The sequence below is a fragment of the Pseudomonas sp. RGM2987 genome (genome assembly GCF_022952855.1).
GTDB lineage: Bacteria > Pseudomonadota > Gammaproteobacteria > Pseudomonadales > Pseudomonadaceae > Aquipseudomonas.
The window spans coordinates 20,464-41,177 of sequence record NZ_JALJDX010000175.1 but is presented as its reverse complement, the minus strand read 5'-3'; the positions used below and the strand labels follow the sequence as shown (position 1 = coordinate 41,177).

The following is a 20,714-nucleotide window of genomic DNA, read 5'->3' as shown; positions in this document are numbered from 1 at the left end:
AAGTCGACTGATCTACCGCATTCGCGAGCAAGCCCGCTCCCACAAGTGCTATGTGTCAGACCTTGAGCACCAGCTTCCCGAAATTCTCCCCGCTGAACAATTTGGTCAATGTCTCGGGAAACGTCTCCAACCCCTCGACAATGTCTTCCTTGCTCTTGAGCTGCCCCTTGGCCATCCAACCGGCCATTTCCTGCCCGGCGGCGGCGAACTGCGAGGCGTAGTCCATCACCACGAAGCCTTCCATGCGTGCCCGGTTGACCAGGAGCGACAGGTAGTTGGCCGGGCCTTTGACCGCTTCCTTGTTGTTGTACTGGCTGATGGCGCCACAAATCACCACGCGAGCCTTGAGGGCCAGGCGGCTGAGCACGGCATCCAGGATGTCGCCGCCGACGTTATCGAAATACACGTCCACGCCCTTGGGGCATTCACGCTTGAGTCCGGCCTGGACGTCTTCGTTCTTGTAGTCGATGGCGCCGTCGAAGCCCAGTTCGTCGACCAGGAACTTGCATTTGTCGGCCCCACCGGCGATGCCCACCACGCGGCAGCCTTTGAGCTTGGCGATCTGCCCGGCGATGCTGCCCACTGCACCTGCGGCGCCCGACAGCACCACGGTCTCGCCGGCCTTGGGCGCGCCGACATCCAGCAGTGCGAAATAGGCGGTCATGCCGGTCATGCCCAGCGCGGATAAGTAACGTGGCAGTGGTGCCAGTTTCGGATCGACCTTGTAGAAGCCTCTTGGCTCACCCAGGAAAAAATCCTGCACGCCCAACGCACCGTTGACGTAGTCCCCCACCGCGAATCCCGGGTTGTTCGATGCAATCACCTGGCCGACACCCAAGGCCCGCATCACCTCACCGATGCCTACCGGCGGGATATAGGACTTGCCCTCGTTCATCCAGCCGCGCATGGCCGGGTCCAGGGACAGGTACTCGTTCTTCACCAGGATCTGGCCGGTGGCCGGTTCGCCGACCGGGACCTGCTGATACGTGAAAGTCTCGCGGGTCGCGGCGCCCACCGGGCGCTTGGCGAGCAGGAACTGGCGATTGGTCTGGGCAGTCATGGCTGGCACTCAAGATGAATGAAGCTTTGTTGATAGACCTTCGACGTGCTTGCTGCAAGGTTTTGCCGTCACAGCGAATGCACGCCGATCCAACGCAGTGATAGTGCCTACCAGGCCGTTATCACCGGCGCCCATGAACCCTTAACCGGCATCTGGATAGTGCTGCCGCGCTGCCCGGGGCTGTGGCTACACTGCGCCGATCCCGCATTCTTCGAGGAACTGACAATGAGCATGACGTTTTCCGGACAGGTCGCCCTGGTGACGGGCGCCGCCGCTGGCATTGGCCGCGCCACCGCCCAGGCGTTTGCGGCAGAAGGCCTGAAAGTCGTGGTGGCCGACCTCGACGCCGCAGGCGGCGAGGGCACGGTGCAATCGATTCGCGACGCGGGCGGTGAGGCGGTGTTCGTGCGTTGCAACGTGACGCTGGAAACCGACGTGCAGAACCTGATGAACGAAGTGATCAATGCCTACGGTCGCCTGGATTACGCGTTCAACAACGCCGGGATCGAGATCGAAAAGGGCAAGCTGGCCGATGGCACCCTCGACGAGTTCGACGCGATCATGGGCGTCAATGTGAAGGGCGTCTGGCTGTGCATGAAATACCAGTTGCCATTACTGCTGGCCCAGGGCGGCGGCGCCATCGTCAATACGGCCTCGGTGGCTGGCCTGGGAGCGGCGCCGAAGATGAGTATTTATGCCGCCTCCAAACATGCGGTGATCGGCCTGACCAAGTCGGCCGCCATTGAATACGCCAAGAAGAAAATCCGCGTGAACGCGGTGTGCCCCGCGGTGATCGACACCGACATGTTCCGACGCGCTTATGAGTCGGATCCGAAGAAAGGCGAGTTCGCCAACGCCATGCATCCGGTCGGGCGGATCGGCAAGGTCGAGGAGATCGCCAGCGCGGTGTTGTACCTGTGCAGCGATGGGGCAGCATTTACCACCGGCCACTCCCTGGCGGTGGATGGTGGGGTGACAGCGTTCTGAGGAAACTCGCCCTCAAGTTGTAGGACAAGCCCGCCCTGGTTGCGTAATGCTGTTCACTTAAGGACGTCACCGCCCGTGGCGAGGGAGCTTGCTCCCGCTGGAGCGCGCAGCGGTCCCAAGCTTTTTGGGGCTGCTATGCCCGAACGCGGACCGGCCCAGCGGGAGCAAGCTCCCTCGCCACGACAAGTGATAAACCTTAAGTGAACAGCATTGCGCCCTGGTTGCGGGCTTTTTCTTGGGCGTGCGCACCTCCTCCCGATCGGCCCGCCATTGTGTTTCAAAGCTTGAAAAACGGCGGTTTTGGCGACGTTCACGTACATCGTCCCGGGACAGCCTGTGCTTAACTGTTTCCGGAAATAAAACAAATGCTTAGGAGTTTGGTTGCTCATGGAATTGAGAATCGACCGACAGGCCCTGGTGCCAGTCGTGCAGCAAATCGTCGACGCCCTGATCGGATGGATCCGACAGGGCGCAGTACAGCCAGGGACTCGTCTGCCCTCCATTCGGCAACTGGCACGAGACAACCTGCTCAGCCAGTCCAGTGTCAATGAGGCATGTGAGCGCCTGGTGGCTCAAGGACTGCTTGCGTCCCGCCACGGTTCGAGCTTTTTCGTCGCGCCACCCCCTTCGCCCGAGCTTGCGTCTACCCACGACAGTCGACGCAAGGACGCTCACCTGCACCGCAGCGACCTGGATGACAGCTCGCCATGGGAGTTGAAGCTGGGGGATGGTGGGTTGCCGGAGAGTTGGCGTGAAAGCGATGACCTGGGCTATGCGATCCGCCAGGTCACGCGCACCGATATGGCGGGGCTGTTCAACTACAGCACGCCGTTGGGCCTGCCAGTCCTGCGCGAGCAACTGTCCAGGCGCCTGAAGCAACTCAATATCGAAGTCGACAAAAACCAGATCCTGACCACCACCGGGGCTACCCAGGGCCTGGACCTGATCGTGCGGACCCTGCTGCCGCCGGGATCCTGCGTGGTGGTGGAAAGCCCCGGCTATCCGAACCTGTTCGATCTGCTCAGGCTGCACAGGATCGAAATGCTCGAATTACCCAGGACCCCGCGCGGCCCGGATGTCGAGGTGCTACAAAACCTGCTGGCGACTCGCCGACCCAGTGCCCTGTTCATCAACAGCGCCTGTCACAACCCGACCGGCAGCAGCCTCGCTCCGGCGGTGGCCCAGCGGTTGCTGGAACTGACCAGGCGACACGCCGTGCGGGTGATCGAAGATGACGTCTATGCCGATTTCCAAAGTTCAACGCGCACCCGGCTGGCGGCGCTGGACCCCGAGGTGATCTACCTGGGCAGTTTTTCGAAGACCCTGAGCAGCTCGTTGCGAGTCGGTTTCATCGCGGCGCCGCCCCCCATCGTTGCACGCTTGAGCGAGGTCAAGGGGGTTACCAGCATGGGCGGCTCGCGGTTCTGCGAGTCGGTCCTCGCCAGCCTCCTGGCCAACGGTGCCTACCGCAAGCTGGTCCAGCGCCAGCGCCAACGCCTGGGCGTCGATATGGCGTCGGTGTTGCAAGTGTTGGAAGACGCCGACTGGGAGGTTTTCGGCAAGCCCGCTGGCGGGCTCTTTATCTGGGCACGCCCGCCATTATGTGACTACGCTGGATTGCAGCGCCTGGCCAAGCGGTTCGGCGTGCTGCTGTCTTCGCGTACCGCTTTCAGCCCGTCAGGGGCCGACAGCGACTGGCTGCGGATCAACGTGGCGTATGCCCGCGATCCAAGGGCCCAGGCGTTTTTCCGGGCCGCGGCCTTGGATCGACCTCAAGCGTTCTGAAAACGACGAGGCTGTAGCTTTTTGCCATTATTCCGACGCCAGCATCTTGTGTTGCAGGGCGTCTCGTTGCGAATCTGCGAACAACACACACTGGCAGAGGACTGAGCGCAATGAATTCGGCCGTTCAAGGACGTTTTGCCAACCTGGGTATGGCAAAGAAACTGGGTATCGGGTTTGTCCTGGTGCTGCTGTTGACCGCTGTGGTCGCGGCCATCGGCGTCTGGTCCCTGCAGACCATCAGCCAACGCTTCGAGGGGTTGAAGCAGATGTCTGCGCTCAACAGCGGTCTGCTCAAGGTCCGGCTGCTGGAACAGGAATTCGCCTCGCGCTCGGACCCCAAGACCGCCGATGCCCTGCGCCAGGGTGTCGACCAACTGGTTGCCCAGGCCGGAGAACTCAAGGCTCAGTCGGCCGCCAATGTCCCGGTGATGAACGATGTGGAGCAGGCGCTGGCGGCTTATCGCAAGGCGTTCGACGAATTTGTCGGGCTGAGCCAGAGCAAGGATCTGGCCTTGGAAATGGCCAGTTGGTCGGTGTCCAGCGTGGCTAATAACCTGGATGTATTGCAGGCAGGACTGGCGGACGACGGTGCCTATACCTTGAAGGACACCGAAGGCAAGGAAGGCGCCGAGTTCATCGAGCAGGCCAATCAGGTCAGCGAGGTGTCGCGGCTGATGCTACAGGCCATGAACGAAGCCCGGGTCCGCTTGGACCAGAGCCGCAAAGGCAGCGTCGAGGGAGCGGCCGAAGGCAACATCGAACAGGCCGAACAGGCCATGAAGCAGGCCGAAGTCCTCAAGACTACCGTCAAGGACCCGGGTTACCAGACCGTGCTCAACGAAGTGGCCGGGCACATCGGCGGTTTCAACCAGCAGTTGGCTGAATACACCGGCCTGTTGGCCAAGGAAAAAACCGTCTACCAACAACTGCACGAGCGGGCTGCCCAGGTGGTGGATCGGGTTGACCAGGCCTACGCCGCCGAAGACCAGGCCATGCAGACCGAGTTGAAAAAGAACTCACTGCTGATTATCGGATCGTCGGCCCTGGCGCTGCTGGTGGGATTGATCGCCGCCTGGGTCATTACCCGGCTGATCGTGGCACCGTTGCGTAGCGTGATTCGCGTGGCCCAGCGAATTGCCGCGGGCGACTTGAGCGCCACGATCGAAGTGACGCGGCGGGACGAGATCGGTCAGTTGATGCTGGCGATGCAACAGATGGGCGCGGGCTTGAGCGGCATTGTCAGCGGCTTGCAGGCAGGTATCGAACAACTGGCCAATTCGGCCCAATCGCTGTCGGCTGTGACGGAGCAGACCAACCTGGAAGTGAGCAGCCAGAAAGAGGAAACCGAACAGGTCGCCACGGCCATGAACCAGATGACCGCCACCGTGCACGACGTGGCGCGCAATGCCGAGGAAGCGGCCCAGGCGGCCCAGACCGCCGACGATAAAGTAGAAAGTGGCCAGCAGGTGGTGCGCCAGAGCATGGCGCGCATCGAGCAATTGGCCGACTCGGCCACGTCGGCCAGTACCAGCATCGAAAGCCTCAGCGCCGAGATCCAGAACATCGGCACGGTGCTGAGCGTCATCAAGAGCGTGGCCGAGCAAACCAACCTGCTGGCACTCAATGCCGCCATCGAGGCGGCCCGGGCCGGGGAGCAGGGCAGGGGCTTTGCGGTGGTGGCCGATGAAGTGCGGGCCCTGGCCAAGCGTACGCAACAGTCCACCGAGGAGATTGAGCGGTTGGTCAGCGCCTTGCGCGCGGCGGCCCAGGCCTCCGTGCAGCAGATACAAGGCAGTGGCGAGCTGGTGAAGATGGCGGTCAGCGATGCCTTGCAGACCGAAAGTGCCTTGGGCAGCATTGCGGCGGCGGTGTCGTTGATCCAGCAGATGAACCAACAGATCGCGGCGGCGGCCGAGCAGCAGAGCTCAGTGGCCGAAGAAATCAACCGCAGCGTCACCAGCATCCGCGCCAGCGCCGATCAATCGTCCCTGGCAATGCGCGGCAACGCCGCGTCGAGCATCGAGCTGGCGCAGTTGGGAGTTGAGCTGAAGGGAATGGTGGGGCATTTCAGGTTGTGAGCCCGCGATTGCGGATTCACCACAAGGCAGCTTTGCAAGCCGGAGATATAGGAGCGTACTTCGGTGAGGCTCCTGGGGGCTACACAGAACTCGTGGCGAGGGAGCTTGCTCCCGCTGGGGCGTGTAGCGCCCCTGAAACCTGATGGCGCGGTGGGTCAGGTTGAGGAGGGGATTTTCTTGGGGCTGCTGCGCCCGAGGCGTCGGACCGGCCCAGCGGGAGCAAGCTCCCTCGCCACAGAAGCTCTACCGTCACAGGGTAGCGCCGTATCAGTCGTAAACCTTCTTCTTCTTCCACTCGTCGTTTATTTCGTCTTCCTTCAAGCCTTCGGTCAACTGGTTGACTTCGCCTTCGACCGGCTGGGTGCTGGCCAGGACCATCGCGTTGGCACGGGCCAGGAGTTTTTCCAGGTAGGCCAGTTGCTCGGCGTAGGCCTGGGGTTCCTGCTGCTTGCGCAGGTACTGAACGCCGCGTTCGAACGCCAGGCGGGCCTGACCCGGCTGTTCCTGTTGCAAGGACTGCTGGCCAAGGTTGTTGAAGAACTCGATGTGCAGCAGCACCAGGATGTGCCGCACTTCGCGGATCCAGCGCTTGGCTTCGTTGGGCGGCAGGAAACCGTCCTGGGCCGCGCGGGTGATCTGGCCGTGCAGGGCCTCGAGCAGGAACCGCACGTCCTTGGCCTTGGCTTCGGTCAGGATCGGAGCGGCTGGGTTGCCTACCGGAATCGACTCGCCCTGGGCGGCCAGCGCGCTCAACTCGTCCAGGCGTGCCTTGACCGCAGTATTGCCTTTATCCAGATTCAGCAAACGCTGGCAGGCGTTCATCTCCAGGCGCGTCATCAGCAGCTTCAGGGCAGGTGTCATCAACTGCCCGGGGAAGGTCTCGGTGAGTTCGCCACAGCGACGTATACGATCGTTGAGTTCGACCTTGGTGCGGACCTTTTCCAGCTTGTTGTTTTCCACCACATGGTTCATGTAGCCAATGGCGATCAACAGTGCGATCCCGGCTACGACGAGCAGGGTGATCATGAGTGGTGTCACCGGTAAGACCTCTTTATTGGGGTACGCATGTCATGAGTGTAGTGGCTAGGCTATTAGGAGCATAGGCCGATTAGACGGGCGTCGCGCTGTTTATGGGCTGTAGCGCCAGATGGATGCACATTGCCACTATTTCTAGGGGCGACTATAACGTCTTGGCGGGCGACAGAATATAGGCGCCAGAGACCGGGCGAGGAAAATCTGTGAATCGCCTGCAAACCGGGCGAAGTCATTGATTTAAATAAATTTATATCTGGGGGTTGACGACCCTCCAATCCATCCATAGAATGCGCGCCACTTACAGCGTAAAGCACTCAGCGAAACGCGGTAGGGAGTGAATGTTGTACGTGTGTCCCCTTCGTCTAGTGGCCTAGGACACCGCCCTTTCACGGCGGTAACAGGGGTTCGAGTCCCCTAGGGGACGCCAATGCGGGAATAGCTCAGTTGGTAGAGCACGACCTTGCCAAGGTCGGGGTCGCGAGTTCGAGTCTCGTTTCCCGCTCCAGTTTTAAACAGCGTTGCCTTCGGGCAGGGCTGAGTGAAACCAGAACCGCCATCTTCGGATACGGATCTGGGCACTGGAACACACACCATGTGTTCCGGGCAGCGTGTCCCCTTCGTCTAGTGGCCTAGGACACCGCCCTTTCACGGCGGTAACAGGGGTTCGAGTCCCCTAGGGGACGCCATTTGCGGGAATAGCTCAGTTGGTAGAGCACGACCTTGCCAAGGTCGGGGTCGCGAGTTCGAGTCTCGTTTCCCGCTCCAAATTCAAAAAAACGCCGCTCATTGAGCGGCGTTTTTTTATGCGCGTGAAAAGCCGCTTCAACCCTCAAGGCTGTGCACCAGGTTCTCAATCGCTTCCATGCTCGCCTCATCCGGTATCGCTTGCGCGGGCGTCGCCGTGCGCATCTGTTGTGCCGAACGGTGTTCGCTGGGGGTGCAGCCGGCGTACTGCTTGAAGGCGCGGGCGAAGTAGGACGGGTCCTTGAAGCCGGCCTCGTAGCCGATGCTGGTAATGGGCATCTGGCTGTTGTCGAGCAGTTCCTTGGCAAAGCTCATGCGTTTGTTCAACACGTAGTCGGTGAAGCCCAGCCCATTGGCTTCCTTGAACAGGCGGCTGAAGCGAAACGTCGTCATGCCGCAGCGCTTGGCCAGGTCCCGCTGATCGATGCTGTCGCGAAAATGCTGATCGATGTACAGCATGATGTGGTTGAGGGCCTGGTGCTTCTGGTGTCCGGAAGTGAGACGGATACTGTCCGGCAGCGTCGGGGAGTGGTCGATCTGCGAGGTCTTGCCCTGGCCCCTGGCGTTGCGGCGCAGCTCGCACAGTTGCACCACGGCCGTCAGGTAGCGCTTGCGCTCAGGGGGCGAGAGCGGGAGCACCATGTATTCCCAGACGCTGGAGCGCATGGCCCAGACCGCCAGTTCTTCGGAGTGCTGCACCGTAAACATGGTGATCGGGGTGGCCGGGACGGTGCGTTTGATTTCCAGTAGCCGGCGCAGGCCCGGGGTGTCCGGGCGATCGAAATGGATGCAGATCATGTCGACCTGCTGTCCATCGGGCAGCATGGCGTTCTTGGCCAGGGAACAGTCGCAAGTGTCCTCGAACTGGGAAGCGAGTTCCTTCGTGGACTGATCATGAGTCAGGTCGAACCACAACAGCCTTGGCTTTCCAGTCTGATTTGGTGTCATAGGACGACTACCCAGCGGTTCTTTCTGCCCTTTAGCTAGCAGTATTGCCAATGTGCTATCAGTTCGCTGAATAAATTTTTATAAGAAAAACCGCCGTTAGCGCGATGTCCCCGCAAAGGGCGTATGGGTGCGGGCAACCCATGGCTGGCAATCACGCAAAATAATCCTAGGGATGTGCAAAATCCTCCTAACGGCAATGACCGCCTCCTGACTAGGGTTGCATCAGGCAGTTCGCAATGTTCTGCCCCTTGAGAAAACAACCCCGATGAGGTGTGCGAAATGACTCTTCAAACAATCAAGGCTTCGGTACTGAAGTTCGCCAAAGATGAAGACGGTCTGACCATAGTGGAATACGCCGTGGCCGGTGGGTTGATTACGGTTGCGGTCGCCGCGATGTTCATCCTGCTGGGCAGTGCTGTGAACACCAAGATAACCGCACTGTGTGCAGCGGTGAAAGGTGCGGCTTGCTGACAGCAGTTTCGGCAGAAGTGCGGTGAAACCCATTGACGTATTGGTTCTCGTCAGTCCTTGAAAGCTCGATAACTTCTTAATGGGTTTTACGTTGTTATTTCTCACGATGTTTGCGATTGAAGTGAGGTAGCTGACATGACGCTTCAAATAATTAGAACTTCGATCAGTAAGTTCGCCAAAGAAGATGGCCTGACCATTGTGGAATATGCCGTAGCCGGTGGCCTGATCACCGTAGCGGTTGCCGCCATGTTCGTTCTGTTGGGCGGTGCTGTGAATGACCGGATCACTGCACTTTGTGCCGCCGTCAAAGGCGCTGCGTGCTGACAGTCATTGTTGCTCAGAAGTGCGTTGAAGCCTGTTGAGGCGCCGGTTTTGATAATAAAGATCCGGATAACTTCTTGATAGGTTTCGCTCGGTTGCAGTGTCGCCTGCTAACGATCATCACACTAGGGAGACGCGTCATGTCCATGGAACTGCTGTTGTCGACGTTACTACTGCTGGGACTGCTTGGCGTAGCGGTGGTGAGCGATCTGCTTCGCCACCGCATTCCCAACATACTGGTCCTGCTGGGGCTTGCCATGGGCCTGGCTAGCCAGGTTTATATCGGCGGCATCAGCGGACTGGGCGACAGCCTGTCGGGCATGCTGATCTGCTTCGCGCTGTTCCTGCCCATGTACGCGGTAGGCGGCATGGCAGCCGGTGACGTCAAGTTGATGACCATGGTCGGCAGTTTCCTCCCGTTTCACTACGCGCTGTGGGCGGCCCTGTTCAGCCTGATCGCCGGCGGCGTGTGCGGTTTCCTGATTGTCCTGGCCCGTGGACAACTGCTGCAAACCCTCGGGCGTTACTGGCTGATCGTGCGGGCCCAGGCCTATCTGGCGCCCACTTCGGATGAAGTGGCCGGTAAACCTTTTCCTTATTCGATTGCGATCCTGATCGGCACGTTGAACAGCGTCTACTGGCAGCTGGTTGCCGGCGGCTTGGGAGGCTAGTCATGCACGTCATCAACGATAGCGATGCCTATCCCAGCGAACGGGATGCCGTCCAACGCCTGGCGCCGCAGCCGTGCACCATCCGCGACACCGGCCTGACCGACAGTTTTCTCGGCGAACTGGTGTGCAAGCACCTGCACGACGCCGGTGTGCTGGACATGCCCCGGCTGGTGGATCGCCTGGCGCTGACCGGCGCGGTGCTGGAGGAAGTCCTGGCGTTCCTGCGCAAGGACGGACGCGTCGAAGTGCTCGGCCAGATCGGCCAGGCGAGTGTGCAGGCGCTGCGCTACGGCCTGACCGAACGCGGTCGCAGTTTCGCCCGTGACGCCCTGGCTCGCAGCGGCTACATCGGCGCCGCGCCGTTCCCGGTGAGCACCTATCGTTCGCTGATCAAGATCCAGACCATTCACCATGGCCGCGTCACCGCCACCGACATGAACCGTGCCCTGGCCGGCGTGGTACTGACCCAGGGCATGCTCGACCAGTTGGGCGTAGCGCTGAATTCCGGCCGGGCGATCATGATTTACGGCCCGGCGGGCACCGGCAAGACCTACGTCAGCAGCCGGCTGATCCGGCTGTTTGCCGAGGCGATCTGGGTGCCTCACGCCATTGTCATCAACGAGTCGGTGATCGAAATCTACGACCCCCAGGTGCACCAGCGCCTGGACGATAACAGCCAGACCAACAACCTGATGCTCAATGAAGGCATCGACCGCCGACTGCTGTGCTGCAAGCGTCCCATCGTCATCACCGGCGGTGAGTTGAACATGGAACAACTGGACGTGCGCTACGACCCTTTCACCCGGCAGTACCAGGCCGCGTTGCAGCTCAAGGCCAGCAACGGCCTGTTCATCATCGACGACATGGGGCGCCAGCGCATGGCACCGGCCGAGCTGCTCAACCGCTGGATCGTGCCTATGGAAGAGAAACGCGATTTCATCAACCTGGGCGGCGGCCGGCACTGCGAACTGCCGTTCGACCTGATCCTGGTGTTTTCCACCAACCTCAATCCCCTGGAACTGGCCGACGAGGCGTTCCTGCGGCGCATCGGCTACAAGGTGCAGTTCGGCTACCTCAAGCCCGAAGAGTACGAACGCATCTGGCGCCAGGAGTGCGAACGCCTGGGCATTGCGTTTGATCCGCTGCTGTTGCGCTACGTATTGCAGCGTTTGTATGCCGGCGAAGGCATGCCGCTGGTGCCTTGCCATCCCCGTGACCTGTTGAACATGGCGCTCGATCGCCAGCGTTACCTGGGCGGCTCCGGGCCGCTGTTGCCGCAAGAGCTGGAATGGGCCTGGCACAACTACTTCGTTCAGCTCGACTTTCTTTGATTCGGAGATACCGACATGAGCTCTCGTACGCTTTCGCTGATTGGCGTTTCCTTGGTAATGGGCCTTGGTGCCGCATGGATGGCTGACTCCTGGCTGAGCGCGCGACTGAACGCGACCCCCGACGATCACCTTCGAAGCGTGGTGGTGGCGACGGTGGAAATCCCCTTCGGGCAGATGGTCGAGGCCCAGCAGGTCGCGACCCTGCGCATGCCGATGGACACGATTCCGGACGACGCTTTCGACTCCACTGAACAGGCGGTGGGCAAGATCGCCACGTTCGACATCCTGCGCGGTGACATCGTGCGCAGTGCGCGATTGAGCGAGCACCTGGGGGGCAGCACCCTGGCCTCGCTGATCGCGCCCGACAAGCGTGCCATATCGGTGCGGGTGGACGACGTGGTGGGGGTCGGCGGGTTCCTGCTGCCGGGTAACCGGGTCGATGTGCTGGCGACCAAGACCACTGCCGCCGGCAGTAACAATGCCGTGTCGCGGACCATCCTCGAGAACCTGCGGGTGCTGGCCGTCGACCAGACCGCCGGCACCGACAAGACCCAGCCGGTGGTGGTGCGGGCCGTGACCCTGGAGATGTCAGCCAGCGAAGCGGAAGCGCTGGTCACCGCGCAGACCGAAGGCAAGCTGCAACTGGCGCTGCGCAATCCCTTGAATCTGGAGAAGAAAGCCGTGATAGCCACGCCGGCAGCGCCCGCACCGGTGATCACGATGGCTGCTGCTCCCGTGCCAAGACCTGTGGTGCAACGCGTCGCCAAGGCGCAGGACGGTGGTTCGGTCACGGTGATCCGCGGCATCGAACGCAGCGTGATCAACCTGCGCTAACGGGCGCAAAAAAAATCCCTCGCCTCCCAGGCGATGACGCAGTCGATCCTCAACGTCAGTCAACGAGGACGTGATGATGAATCCCAGTATTCGGCAGCCCTTCGGGGTGCCTCAGCGCCAGGGAGGGGCGGTGAGTGTGTTGATGGTCATCGCGTTGGTGGCGATTGCCATGATGGCGGCGCTGGCCCTGGACGGCGGGCACATGCTGCTGAACAAGACCCGCGTGCAGAACGCCGTGGACGCGGCGGCCCTGAGCGGTGCCAAGACCCTGAGCCAAGTCAGCGGCGGCATCAACATGGCCAGCACGACCCGCACGGCGGCCCTGGATACCCTGACCAAGAATGCTCAGGCTACGGGCAATATGGAACTGTCCACAGCAATTGCCGGCAACCCGGGCGCGTTCGCCGCGGTGGAGTTATCCAGCAGTGTCTATGGTCCGTTCTCCTACCCGGGCCCGACCGATGCCAAATACGTGCGGGTTACCGTTTCCAGTTATCAACTGAACGGTTTTTTCTGGAGCTTCGTGCAGACGGTGGGCAGCGCCGGTTTGGGGGCAAAGCAGGTTGCAGCGATGGCCACCGCCGGCCCGAGCCCCACTTCCCCCTGTGACCTGTCGCCGTTGATGGTTTGTGGTGATCCCACTCAATACAACCCAGGCGCCGGAAACTTCTGGGGCTTTCAGTTCGGTGATTTGCAGGTCCTGAAGACCGCAGCGGGTAATTCATCGCCCATCGGTCCTGGCAATTTCCAGTTGCTGGATTTCGGCTCTGGCGGCAGCGCGGTCCGTGAGGACCTGGCGGGCGGTGGTTCGGTCTGCCGCAGTGTCGGCGATAACGTCCAGACCGCGCCGGGCAACAAGGCCGGGCCGACCTCCCAGGGCTTGAATACGCGCTTTGGGGTCTACAACGGTCCGCTCAACTCCTCCGATTACCCGCCTGACCTGGTGACCTCGTCGAGCACGCCAGCGATGACCTACGACGATGCACTGGCCCAGGCAAAGTACAAAGGCAAGCCCGTCACGTCGAGTAATGGGGATCTTTCGGCCGGCGGTGAAGCGATCAAGGACTACAACGACTGGCGGACCCAGGTCGCCGCCTGCGTGGCGGGAGGCGCCAGTGGTTGCCAGAGCAACGGGGTCTTCGAACGCCGGATGCTGAAAATCGTAGTGGGCAACTGCACCGGCAAGCAGGGTGGCTCGACTTTGATTCCGGTGTTGGGGTTCGGCTGCTATTTCGTCGTGCAACCGGTAGATGGCGGGGGCTCGGATTCGCTGATCTTCGGCCAGTTCGTCAAGGAGTGCGAGGGCGACAACGTCCCCGGCCCGACGCCGTCCAGCGACTCCGGCCCGCAAATCATCCAGCTCTACAAAACCTATCTCAACGGCAGCGGCAATCCGAGTACCGACTCGTAGGAGGCCTCATGAAACCTGCCCGGTTCAATCCCCCTCAGGCCCAGCGCGGCGTCGCACTGGTGGAGTTCACCCTGGTGCTGCCGATGCTGCTGCTGTTGCTGCTGGCCTTCGGTGAGTTCGGCCGGATGCTCTACCAGTACAACGTGCTGTTGCAGGCCAGCCGTGATGCCGACCGCTATGTCGCCAGCCAGGCCTGGAACTCGACACTGGGTGGCATTTCCCTGAGCAACACGCTACAGACCCAGACGAAAAACGTCGCGGTGTACGGCGTGCCCAGCCAGGCCGGCAGCGCCGTGATCTCGGGGCTGACGACAGCGAACGTGCAGGTCGCGGCAGTCGGCACCGATCACGTACGGGTGACTATTACCTACACCTTTTGCCCGGTGATCGGCGCGGGCAACTGTGGTGGGGCGATCCCCGGATTTTTCGGCAATGCCATTCCGCTGGGTATCCAGCTAGTGGCGAGCACTGTCATGAGGGCGCTGTGATGAACAATAAACACATGCGCGGTACCTACATCGTCGAGTTTTCCTTCGTGGGGCTGCTGGTGTTCATCCTGCTGTTCGGCGTGATGGAAATGGGCCGCTTGTACTTCACTGCCAATGCCCTGGATGAAGCGGCACGGCGCGGCGCGCGCCTGGCGGCAGTGTGCAACATCAATGATCCGGTGGTGTTGCGCCGGGCCATCTTCAATGCCGCGACCGACGCCGGCACCAGCCAGTTGATCAGCAACCTGGCGACCACCAACCTGGCCCTGACCTATCTGGATGCCAATGGCGCCGTGGTGGCCAATCCTGCCGACACGGTCAGCGCCACCGGTTTCCGGGCCGTGCGCTATGTCCAGCTGAGCGTGCAGAACTACGTTTTCAATCTGTTCATCCCAGGCCTGGGCGTACCCATTACCTTGCCCGCCTTCCGGGCCACCTTGCCTCGCGAAAGCCTTGGGCGTCATTCCGATTCTGCGGAGATCACACCATGCTGAACACCAGGGAAACGCCTCTTGCGACCGTCACCGGCAAAAGCGGGTTGCGGTTGTTGATCAGCAGCCGCGACGCCAGCGCATTGCGTGACTTGCAATGCGTCTGCCAGCGCATGCCGTGCCTGGAAGTCAGCACGCGTCTGGTGAGCAACGGCCATGTCGACCCGCTCTACGGCCTGGAGCGGATGCCCGATCTGCTGTTGTTGCGGGTCAGCCATCTGTGGCGCGAGGAATTGGCGGCGCTGCTGCAACGTCCAGCCCATGAGCGTCCGCCGATGTTGGTCTGCGGACCGCTGGGCGAGCAGGAAGGCATGCGCCTGGCGATGCAGGCCGGGGCCCGGGATGTGCTGCCCGAACCCATCGCTGACACGGAACTGGTGGCGGCTCTCAATCGCCTAGTGGCGGAGGTTCGCCTGGGCAATGGCAGCGAAGGCAAACTGGTCGCGGTGGTCGGCGCCAAGGGCGGCTCCGGGGCAACCCTGGTGGCGTGCAACCTGGCCCAGCAGCTCAGCGCCCGGGCGGGCAACACGTTGCTGTTGGACATGGACCTGCAGTTTGGCAGCGTGACCCATTACCTGGACGTGGCGCAAACCCACAGCCATCTGGAAGTGCTGCAACAGGTCGAGGACATGGACAGCATGGCTCTGCGCGGATTTTGCAGCCACTTCAGCCCGACCTTGCATGTGCTGGGCGGTCGGGCCGGCGAGCTGTGCCTGCCCCAGGACGCCCAACCCGAACAGCTTGACACTCTGTTGCAACTGGCCCGCGCCAGTTACGACTGGGTGGTGGTGGACCTGCCGCGGCAGATCGACCACCTCACCGGCTCGGTGCTGGAGCAGGTGGACAGGGTCTACGTGGTGGTGCAGCAAAGCGTCAGCCACCTGCGCGATGCCAGCGCCCTGGTGCGGATCCTGCGCGAAGACCTGGGCGTGCGCGGGGACCAGCTACAGATCGTGGTCAACCGCTATGACAAAGCCGCCGCGATCAGCCTCAAGGACATCGGCGAGGCCCTGCGCTGCGCGAACCTGTCCCGCTTACCCAATGACTTCAACCTGGTCAGCCAGAGTCAGAACACTGGCGTGCCGTTGGGGCTGCATGCGCCGAAGGCGGCGATCACCGCCGCGTTGCGCGATTTGACCGAAGACCTGGTCGGTCACCGGATGGCCAAGAACAACGGCTTGTTCAAACGCACCTTCAACCGTTTCTTCGGGGGATGACCCATGATCAGCGACTTTCGCAACCGCTTGCGCAAACAGCCCGGTAAACCTTCCGCGGTCGCCCAGCATGGCGATAGCCTGGCGGACCCGACAGAAGAACTGATGGCTTGGGAACAGGCCATCCCGGATGTGCCCTACGAGACCCGGACCCAGGTCACCCCGGTGGAAGCCGAGTGGCGGGAAAAAATCTATCAGCAGTTGCTCAAGGTCATGGACCTGTCGCTGCTCGATTCCCTCGAACAAGTCGAAGCCGCACGGCAGATTCGCGACATATGCCAGCGCCTGCTCGACGAACACTCGGCGCCGGTCAGTTCCGCCAGCCGTCAGTTGATCATCAAGCAGATCACCGACGAGGTGCTCGGCCTGGGCCCATTGGAGCCGTTGCTGGCCGACCATAGCGTGTCGGACATCCTGGTCAACGGCTTTGCCTCGGTGTACGTCGAGCGCTTCGGCAAACTGCAGCGCACCGATGTGCGTTTTCGCGATGACCAGCACCTGCTGAACATCATCGATCGCATCGTCTCCAGCCTGGGGCGGCGCATCGATGAGTCTTCGCCGCTGGTGGACGCCCGGCTCAAGGACGGTTCGCGGGTCAACGCGATCATCCCGCCGCTGGCCATCGACGGCCCGAGCATGTCGATCCGCCGCTTCGCCGTGGACCTGCTCAACACCGACAGCCTGATCCAGGTCGGCACCATGACCCCGGCCATTGCCTTGTTGCTCAAGGCCATTGTCCGCGGGCGCCTGAACGTGCTGATTTCCGGCGGGACCGGCAGCGGCAAGACCACCATGCTCAATGTGTTGTCGAGCTTCATTCCCCATAACGAGCGCATCGTCACCATCGAGGACTCGGCCGAACTGCAACTGCAGCAGCCCCACGTGGTACGCCTGGAAACCCGACCTTCGAACATCGAGGGGCGCGGCGAGGTCAGCCAGCGCGAACTGGTGCGCAACAGCCTGCGGATGCGCCCGGATCGCATTGTCATCGGCGAAGTGCGCGGCGCTGAGGCGCTGGACATGCTCACGGCGATGAACACCGGTCACGACGGTTCCCTGACCACCATCCACGCCAACACTGCCCGGGATGCCCTGGGGCGAATCGAGAACATGGTGTCGATGACCGGCGCGACTTTTCCGATCAAGGCCATGCGTCAACAAATTGCCTCGGCCATCGATGTGGTGATTCAGCTGGAGCGCCAAGAAGACGGCAAGCGTCGGGTGGTGAGCATGCAGGAGATCAATGGCATGGAAGGGGAGGTCATCACCATGACTGAGATTTTCTCATTCGTGCGCCATGGCCTCGGCGAGCACGGCGAGGTGCTCGGCGACTACCGGCCCAGCGGCATGATCCCGGCGTTTCGCGATGTGCTGGCCAAGCGCGGGATCGAGTTGCCGCTGAGCCTGTTTCGTCCTGAATGGATGGAGGCCAAGCAGTCATGAATAATATCCCCGCTGAGTTCATCCTGATTTTCCTGGGCATGGTGTTCATCGCCGTCTTCCTGTTGTCCCAGGGCGTGGTGGTGCCGGTGTTCGGCGAGGCCGGCAAGATGCGCAAGCGTATCCGCGGGCGCCTGCATGTACTGGAGCGCGCCAACCATCTGCCCAACATGCAGACGGTGTTGCGCCAGAAATACCTGACACGCCTCTCGCCACTGGAAGCGCGCCTCGAGCAGTTGCCGTTCATGGCCAACCTGAACCAACTCATCGAGCAGGCCGGCCATGAATACCGGGCTTATCGGGTGATGCTGCTCGGCCTGGTCCTGAGCGTAGCGGCCGCCGCCCTGGTGCTGATGGTTTCGCCGGTCTGGTGGATGGCCCTGGCCGCGGCATTTGCGGCGTTCTGGATGCCGGTGCTGAAAATCCTGCGTGACCGCAGCAAACGCTTCGCTGCGTTCGAAGAAGGCCTGCCCGATGCGTTGGACGCCATGTGCCGGGCGTTGCGCGCCGGCCATCCGTTCAACGAAACCCTGCGCTTGGTGGCCGATGAACACAAAGGCCCGGTGGCCCACGAATTCGGCCTGACCTTCGCCGACATCAACTATGGCAATGACGTGCGGCGGGCCATGCTCGGCCTGTTGGAGCGCATGCCGAGCATGACGGTGATGATGCTGGTGACTTCGATCCTGATCCACCGCGAAACCGGCGGCAACCTGACGGAAGTGCTGGAGCGTCTCAGCCGCTTGATTCGCGGGCGCTTCCGCTTCCAGCGCAAGGTCCGCACGCTGTCGGCAGAAGGGCGGATGTCGGCCTGGGTGCTGGTGGCGATTCCCTTCGTGCTGGCGATCGCCATCGTCCTCACCAGCCCCAGCTACATGCCGGTGCTGATCAACGACCCCATCGGCCACAAGCTGATCATCGGCGCTTTCTGCGCCATGTTGATGGGGATTTTCTGGATACGCAGGATCATCCGGATCCAGGTCTGAACGCTGTCCTGCCGCGAGGTATCGATCATGGATTTTTTGCTCGGGTTGTTCAGTCGCTTTACCGGGAACGAGGAATTGGCACGCCTGCTGTTTGTCGCCTCGATCGGTTTGAGTACCGTACTGGCGGCGGCCGCCGTACTGTTGTTGATGTTGGGTTTGCAGGACCCGGTGCAGCGCCGCCTGGCGTTGATCAAACGGGGCTATTCCGGCAGCTCGGCGGGGCAGGAGGCGCCGGGTAACCTACAACTGTTGCTGGAGCGGGTCGGCCAGCGCTTTGCCTCGAGCGACCCGACCCGGGCATCGGCCACCCAGACCTTGTTGACGCATGCCGGCTACCGTTCCGCTTCGGCGGTGCAGGTCTACTGGGCCGTGCGCCTGATGCTGCCGCTGTCGCTGCTCGGCATCACGGTGCTGTTGCTGCCGATGATCAAGGTCTCCGGGATCATCGTTCTGCTGGCCGTGACCATGGTCGCCGGCATCGGCTGGCTGCTGCCGTCGCTGTACGTCGGCAAGCGCAAACAGGCGCGCCAAGGCCGGTTGCGGGCGGCATTTCCTGACGCGCTGGACCTGATGGTGGTGTGCGTCGAATCGGGCCTGGCGCTGCCGACTACCATTGAACGAGTGGCCGAAGAAATGTCGGTCAGTCACGTGGAGCTGGCCGAGGAACTGGCGCTGGTCAATGCGCAGATCCGCGCCGGCATTACCAGCACCGATGCACTTCGCCAATTGGCCGTGCGCACCGGGCTGGAGGACATCCAGGGTCTGGTGAGCCTGTTGGCCCAGAGCATCCGCTTCGGCACCAGCGTGGCCGACACCCTGCGCATCTACGCCGACGAGTTCCGTGACCGGCGTACCCAGGCGGCGGAGGAGATGGGCGCGAAAATCGGCACCAAACTGATCTTCCCGCTGATTTTCTGCCTGTGGCCGAGCTTCTTCCTGGTCGCCATCGGCCCGGCCATGATTGGTGTGTTCAGGGCGTTCGGGAATATGTAAGCAAGCGCGTTTTCAACCTGTGGCGAGGGAGCTTGCTCCCGCCTGGTAGCGTAGCGGTCCGGATTTTTGCGGCTGCTGCGCTGCCGAGCGGGAGCCAGCTCCCTCGCCACGTTGGTTGCGGTAAGTCCGCTGAAACCCTGCAACCCCCAAATCCTCTTACCGCGAAGGTCGATGCTTTGACACCGCTTTTGGGGCAGACCTCAACCCCGTGGCGAGGGAGCTTGCTCCCGCTGGGCTGCGTAGCGGCCCCGCTTTTTTTGCAGCTGCTGCGCACCCGAGCGGGAGCGAGCTCCCTCGCCACAGGAATGTGCTGGTGAGCTGGTGACAGACACAAAAAATCGTCCGAAAGCGGCTGCGCTTCCGGACGATCGTTTTTACACGGATGGCTTATTTGCTATTGGTAATTTCCCCACCGGTATCCTGATTGAAGTATTCCGGGATCGGGTAGGTGAAGCTATTGAGCCAGCGTTGCATCGCGAGTTCGCGTTCGGCGGCCGAGGCGGTTTGCAGGTTGGTGGAAGCCACTACGCCGCGAATCTGCAACTGCATCCAACTTTCGGTGCCTTGCTGCGCCGACGAGGCGGGGCCAGGTTCGATTGCCCAGGCGCTGGAGGACAGGCCGGCCAGGCACATGATCATCAGCTGTTTGGTTTTCATCTCTTGGACTCCTCTAGCTCTATTTGACCGTGCCGGAGGAGGCATCGACTACCTCGGTCAGGCGGTTCGCTTGCGACGTCATGGCGTTATCGGTCGTGCCCCGGATTTTTTCCGCACGGGCCCGGGCATCGGCAATCTGTTGGGGGTTCAGCTTGGCCATGCTGGCCAGCTCGGCGGCCTGCTTCCAGTTATCCTGGTAGAGCAGCAGCGTCACCATGTTGAGCGCGGCCAGCGCATCGGCCTGCTGCAGCTCCATGGCAGTCATGAATTCGAAACGCGCTTGCGGAATGCGTCGCTGATTGAGGTACACGACCCCCAGGTCATTGCGGATTTTCCCCTCGGTAGGGGCCATTTTTGCTGCACGCTCCAGATGGTCCGCGGCCGTGCCATAGTCATTCCGGGCTGCGGCCAACTGACCCAGGCCATGTTCTCCGTCGGCAGCCAGGCAGGTCCCCAGCAGGCTCTTGTACAACGGTTCCGCCTCGCTTCGGCCCATCAGCCGCATCACCTTGGCCTTGCGCAAGCGCACCTGGACCAGATCCTCGGGCAGGCCTTCGAGGTTCGCCAGACTGGCGTATAACCGCCCCTCGTTGGCCATGTCATCGGCCATGTTCAGGGCCAGCTCCTGATCGGCGCTGGCTTTGGCGCAACTGGCCGGGCGTGAGGCCACCCCGCCATGGCTGGCACATCCGGCGAGCATCAACGTCGCCGTTATTGCGATCACTGCTTTCATTGAAGATCCCCTGGCTGCGGATGGAACACTCGACCT

General features: G+C 61.7%; 20 protein-coding genes and 4 tRNA genes. 19 read left to right on the top strand and 5 right to left on the bottom strand.

Annotated elements, in window-relative coordinates; genetic code table 11:
- Positions 1 to 55: 55 nt before the first annotated feature.
- Complete coding sequence (locus RGM2987_RS09910) at positions 56 to 1,060, bottom strand: NADP-dependent oxidoreductase (RefSeq protein ID WP_245140281.1); 1,005 nt, start codon at positions 1,058 to 1,060, stop codon at positions 56 to 58.
- 225 nt (positions 1,061 to 1,285) lie between these two features.
- Here RGM2987_RS09910 and RGM2987_RS09905 point away from each other — a divergent pair, with 225 nt between their 5' ends.
- The 3 genes from RGM2987_RS09905 to RGM2987_RS09895 all read left to right on the top strand — a co-directional run bounded on the left by RGM2987_RS09905 (position 1,286) and on the right by RGM2987_RS09895 (position 5,910).
- The gene (locus tag RGM2987_RS09905; protein WP_245140279.1) at positions 1,286 to 2,047 is read left to right on the top strand and encodes an SDR family oxidoreductase; all 762 of its coding nucleotides are present in this window, start codon (positions 1,286 to 1,288) and stop codon (positions 2,045 to 2,047) included.
- 387 nt (positions 2,048 to 2,434) lie between these two features.
- Entirely contained in the window at positions 2,435 to 3,832 is a 1,398-nt protein-coding gene (locus RGM2987_RS09900; protein ID WP_245140276.1) for a PLP-dependent aminotransferase family protein, read from the top strand.
- Between the two features lie 110 nt (positions 3,833 to 3,942).
- On the top strand, positions 3,943 to 5,910 hold the full coding sequence (locus tag RGM2987_RS09895) for a methyl-accepting chemotaxis protein (protein WP_245140272.1): 1,968 nt from the start codon (positions 3,943 to 3,945) through the stop codon (positions 5,908 to 5,910).
- Positions 5,911 to 6,177: 267 nt separating this feature from the next.
- Here the strand turns inward: RGM2987_RS09895 and RGM2987_RS09890 are convergent, their stop codons facing one another.
- Complete coding sequence (locus RGM2987_RS09890) at positions 6,178 to 6,936, bottom strand: hypothetical protein (RefSeq protein ID WP_245140270.1); 759 nt, start codon at positions 6,934 to 6,936, stop codon at positions 6,178 to 6,180.
- Between the two features lie 360 nt (positions 6,937 to 7,296).
- On the opposite strand from RGM2987_RS09890, the gene RGM2987_RS09885 reads away from it, so the two are divergent.
- From RGM2987_RS09885 to RGM2987_RS09870, 4 genes are all read left to right on the top strand, one after another.
- Positions 7,297 to 7,372: transfer RNA gene (locus RGM2987_RS09885), tRNA-Glu, on the top strand.
- 2 nt (positions 7,373 to 7,374) lie between these two features.
- Positions 7,375 to 7,450: transfer RNA gene (locus tag RGM2987_RS09880), tRNA-Gly, on the top strand.
- 105 nt (positions 7,451 to 7,555) lie between these two features.
- Positions 7,556 to 7,631, top strand: a tRNA-Glu gene (locus RGM2987_RS09875).
- 3 nt (positions 7,632 to 7,634) lie between these two features.
- A tRNA-Gly gene (locus RGM2987_RS09870) sits at positions 7,635 to 7,710 on the top strand.
- 57 nt (positions 7,711 to 7,767) lie between these two features.
- Here the strand turns inward: RGM2987_RS09870 and RGM2987_RS09865 are convergent.
- Positions 7,768 to 8,637 (bottom strand): DNA-binding response regulator, encoded by an 870-nt coding sequence (locus RGM2987_RS09865; RefSeq protein ID WP_245140268.1) that lies wholly within the window; start codon positions 8,635 to 8,637, stop codon positions 7,768 to 7,770.
- A gap of 279 nt (positions 8,638 to 8,916) precedes the next feature.
- On the opposite strand from RGM2987_RS09865, the gene RGM2987_RS09860 reads away from it, so the two are divergent.
- From RGM2987_RS09860 to RGM2987_RS09805, 12 genes are all read left to right on the top strand, one after another.
- The gene (locus tag RGM2987_RS09860) at positions 8,917 to 9,108 is read left to right on the top strand and encodes a pilus assembly protein PilA (RefSeq protein WP_042729935.1); all 192 of its coding nucleotides are present in this window, start codon (positions 8,917 to 8,919) and stop codon (positions 9,106 to 9,108) included.
- A 135-nt stretch (positions 9,109 to 9,243) separates the two neighbouring features.
- Positions 9,244 to 9,432, top strand: coding sequence for a Flp family type IVb pilin (locus RGM2987_RS09855; RefSeq protein ID WP_245140266.1), 189 nt, complete (start codon positions 9,244 to 9,246; stop codon positions 9,430 to 9,432).
- Between the two features lie 137 nt (positions 9,433 to 9,569).
- Positions 9,570 to 10,100 (top strand): prepilin peptidase, encoded by a 531-nt coding sequence (locus RGM2987_RS09850; protein WP_245140263.1) that lies wholly within the window; start codon positions 9,570 to 9,572, stop codon positions 10,098 to 10,100.
- A 2-nt stretch (positions 10,101 to 10,102) separates the two neighbouring features.
- Positions 10,103 to 11,431 (top strand): AAA family ATPase, encoded by a 1,329-nt coding sequence (locus RGM2987_RS09845; RefSeq protein WP_245140261.1) that lies wholly within the window; start codon positions 10,103 to 10,105, stop codon positions 11,429 to 11,431.
- Between the two features lie 15 nt (positions 11,432 to 11,446).
- Positions 11,447 to 12,265, top strand: coding sequence for a Flp pilus assembly protein CpaB (gene cpaB / locus RGM2987_RS09840; RefSeq protein ID WP_245140259.1), 819 nt, complete (start codon positions 11,447 to 11,449; stop codon positions 12,263 to 12,265).
- A 73-nt stretch (positions 12,266 to 12,338) separates the two neighbouring features.
- Positions 12,339 to 13,676, top strand: coding sequence for a pilus assembly protein TadG-related protein (locus RGM2987_RS09835; RefSeq protein WP_245140257.1), 1,338 nt, complete (start codon positions 12,339 to 12,341; stop codon positions 13,674 to 13,676).
- An 8-nt stretch (positions 13,677 to 13,684) separates the two neighbouring features.
- Positions 13,685 to 14,164 carry a TadE/TadG family type IV pilus assembly protein gene (locus RGM2987_RS09830; protein WP_245140255.1) on the top strand — a complete coding sequence of 160 codons (480 nt, stop codon included), beginning with the start codon at positions 13,685 to 13,687 and terminating at the stop codon, positions 14,162 to 14,164.
- A complete protein-coding gene (locus tag RGM2987_RS09825; RefSeq protein WP_245140252.1) occupies positions 14,164 to 14,658 on the top strand; it encodes a TadE/TadG family type IV pilus assembly protein in 495 nt (164 codons plus the stop codon). The genes RGM2987_RS09830 and RGM2987_RS09825 overlap by 1 nt, the downstream gene beginning before the upstream one ends.
- Positions 14,652 to 15,872 (top strand): AAA family ATPase, encoded by a 1,221-nt coding sequence (locus RGM2987_RS09820; RefSeq protein WP_245140250.1) that lies wholly within the window; start codon positions 14,652 to 14,654, stop codon positions 15,870 to 15,872. Before RGM2987_RS09825 ends, RGM2987_RS09820 begins: the two co-directional genes overlap by 7 nt.
- A 3-nt stretch (positions 15,873 to 15,875) precedes the next feature.
- Positions 15,876 to 17,312, top strand: a complete 1,437-nt coding sequence (locus RGM2987_RS09815) for a CpaF family protein (protein WP_245140248.1) — start codon at positions 15,876 to 15,878, stop codon at positions 17,310 to 17,312.
- Positions 17,309 to 18,295 (top strand): type II secretion system F family protein, encoded by a 987-nt coding sequence (locus RGM2987_RS09810; RefSeq protein ID WP_245140245.1) that lies wholly within the window; start codon positions 17,309 to 17,311, stop codon positions 18,293 to 18,295. The genes RGM2987_RS09815 and RGM2987_RS09810 overlap by 4 nt, the downstream gene beginning before the upstream one ends.
- A 27-nt stretch (positions 18,296 to 18,322) precedes the next feature.
- Entirely contained in the window at positions 18,323 to 19,288 is a 966-nt protein-coding gene (locus tag RGM2987_RS09805) for a type II secretion system F family protein (protein ID WP_245140243.1), read from the top strand.
- A gap of 387 nt (positions 19,289 to 19,675) precedes the next feature.
- Here RGM2987_RS09805 and RGM2987_RS09800 read toward each other — a convergent pair whose 3' ends face one another.
- Together RGM2987_RS09800 and RGM2987_RS09795 are read right to left on the bottom strand one after the other, a co-directional pair.
- The gene (locus tag RGM2987_RS09800; RefSeq protein WP_245140241.1) at positions 19,676 to 19,945 is read right to left on the bottom strand and encodes a DUF3613 domain-containing protein; all 270 of its coding nucleotides are present in this window, start codon (positions 19,943 to 19,945) and stop codon (positions 19,676 to 19,678) included.
- A 19-nt stretch (positions 19,946 to 19,964) separates the two neighbouring features.
- On the bottom strand, positions 19,965 to 20,678 hold the full coding sequence (locus RGM2987_RS09795) for a tetratricopeptide repeat protein (protein ID WP_245140239.1): 714 nt from the start codon (positions 20,676 to 20,678) through the stop codon (positions 19,965 to 19,967).
- Positions 20,679 to 20,714: the final 36 nt, after the last annotated feature.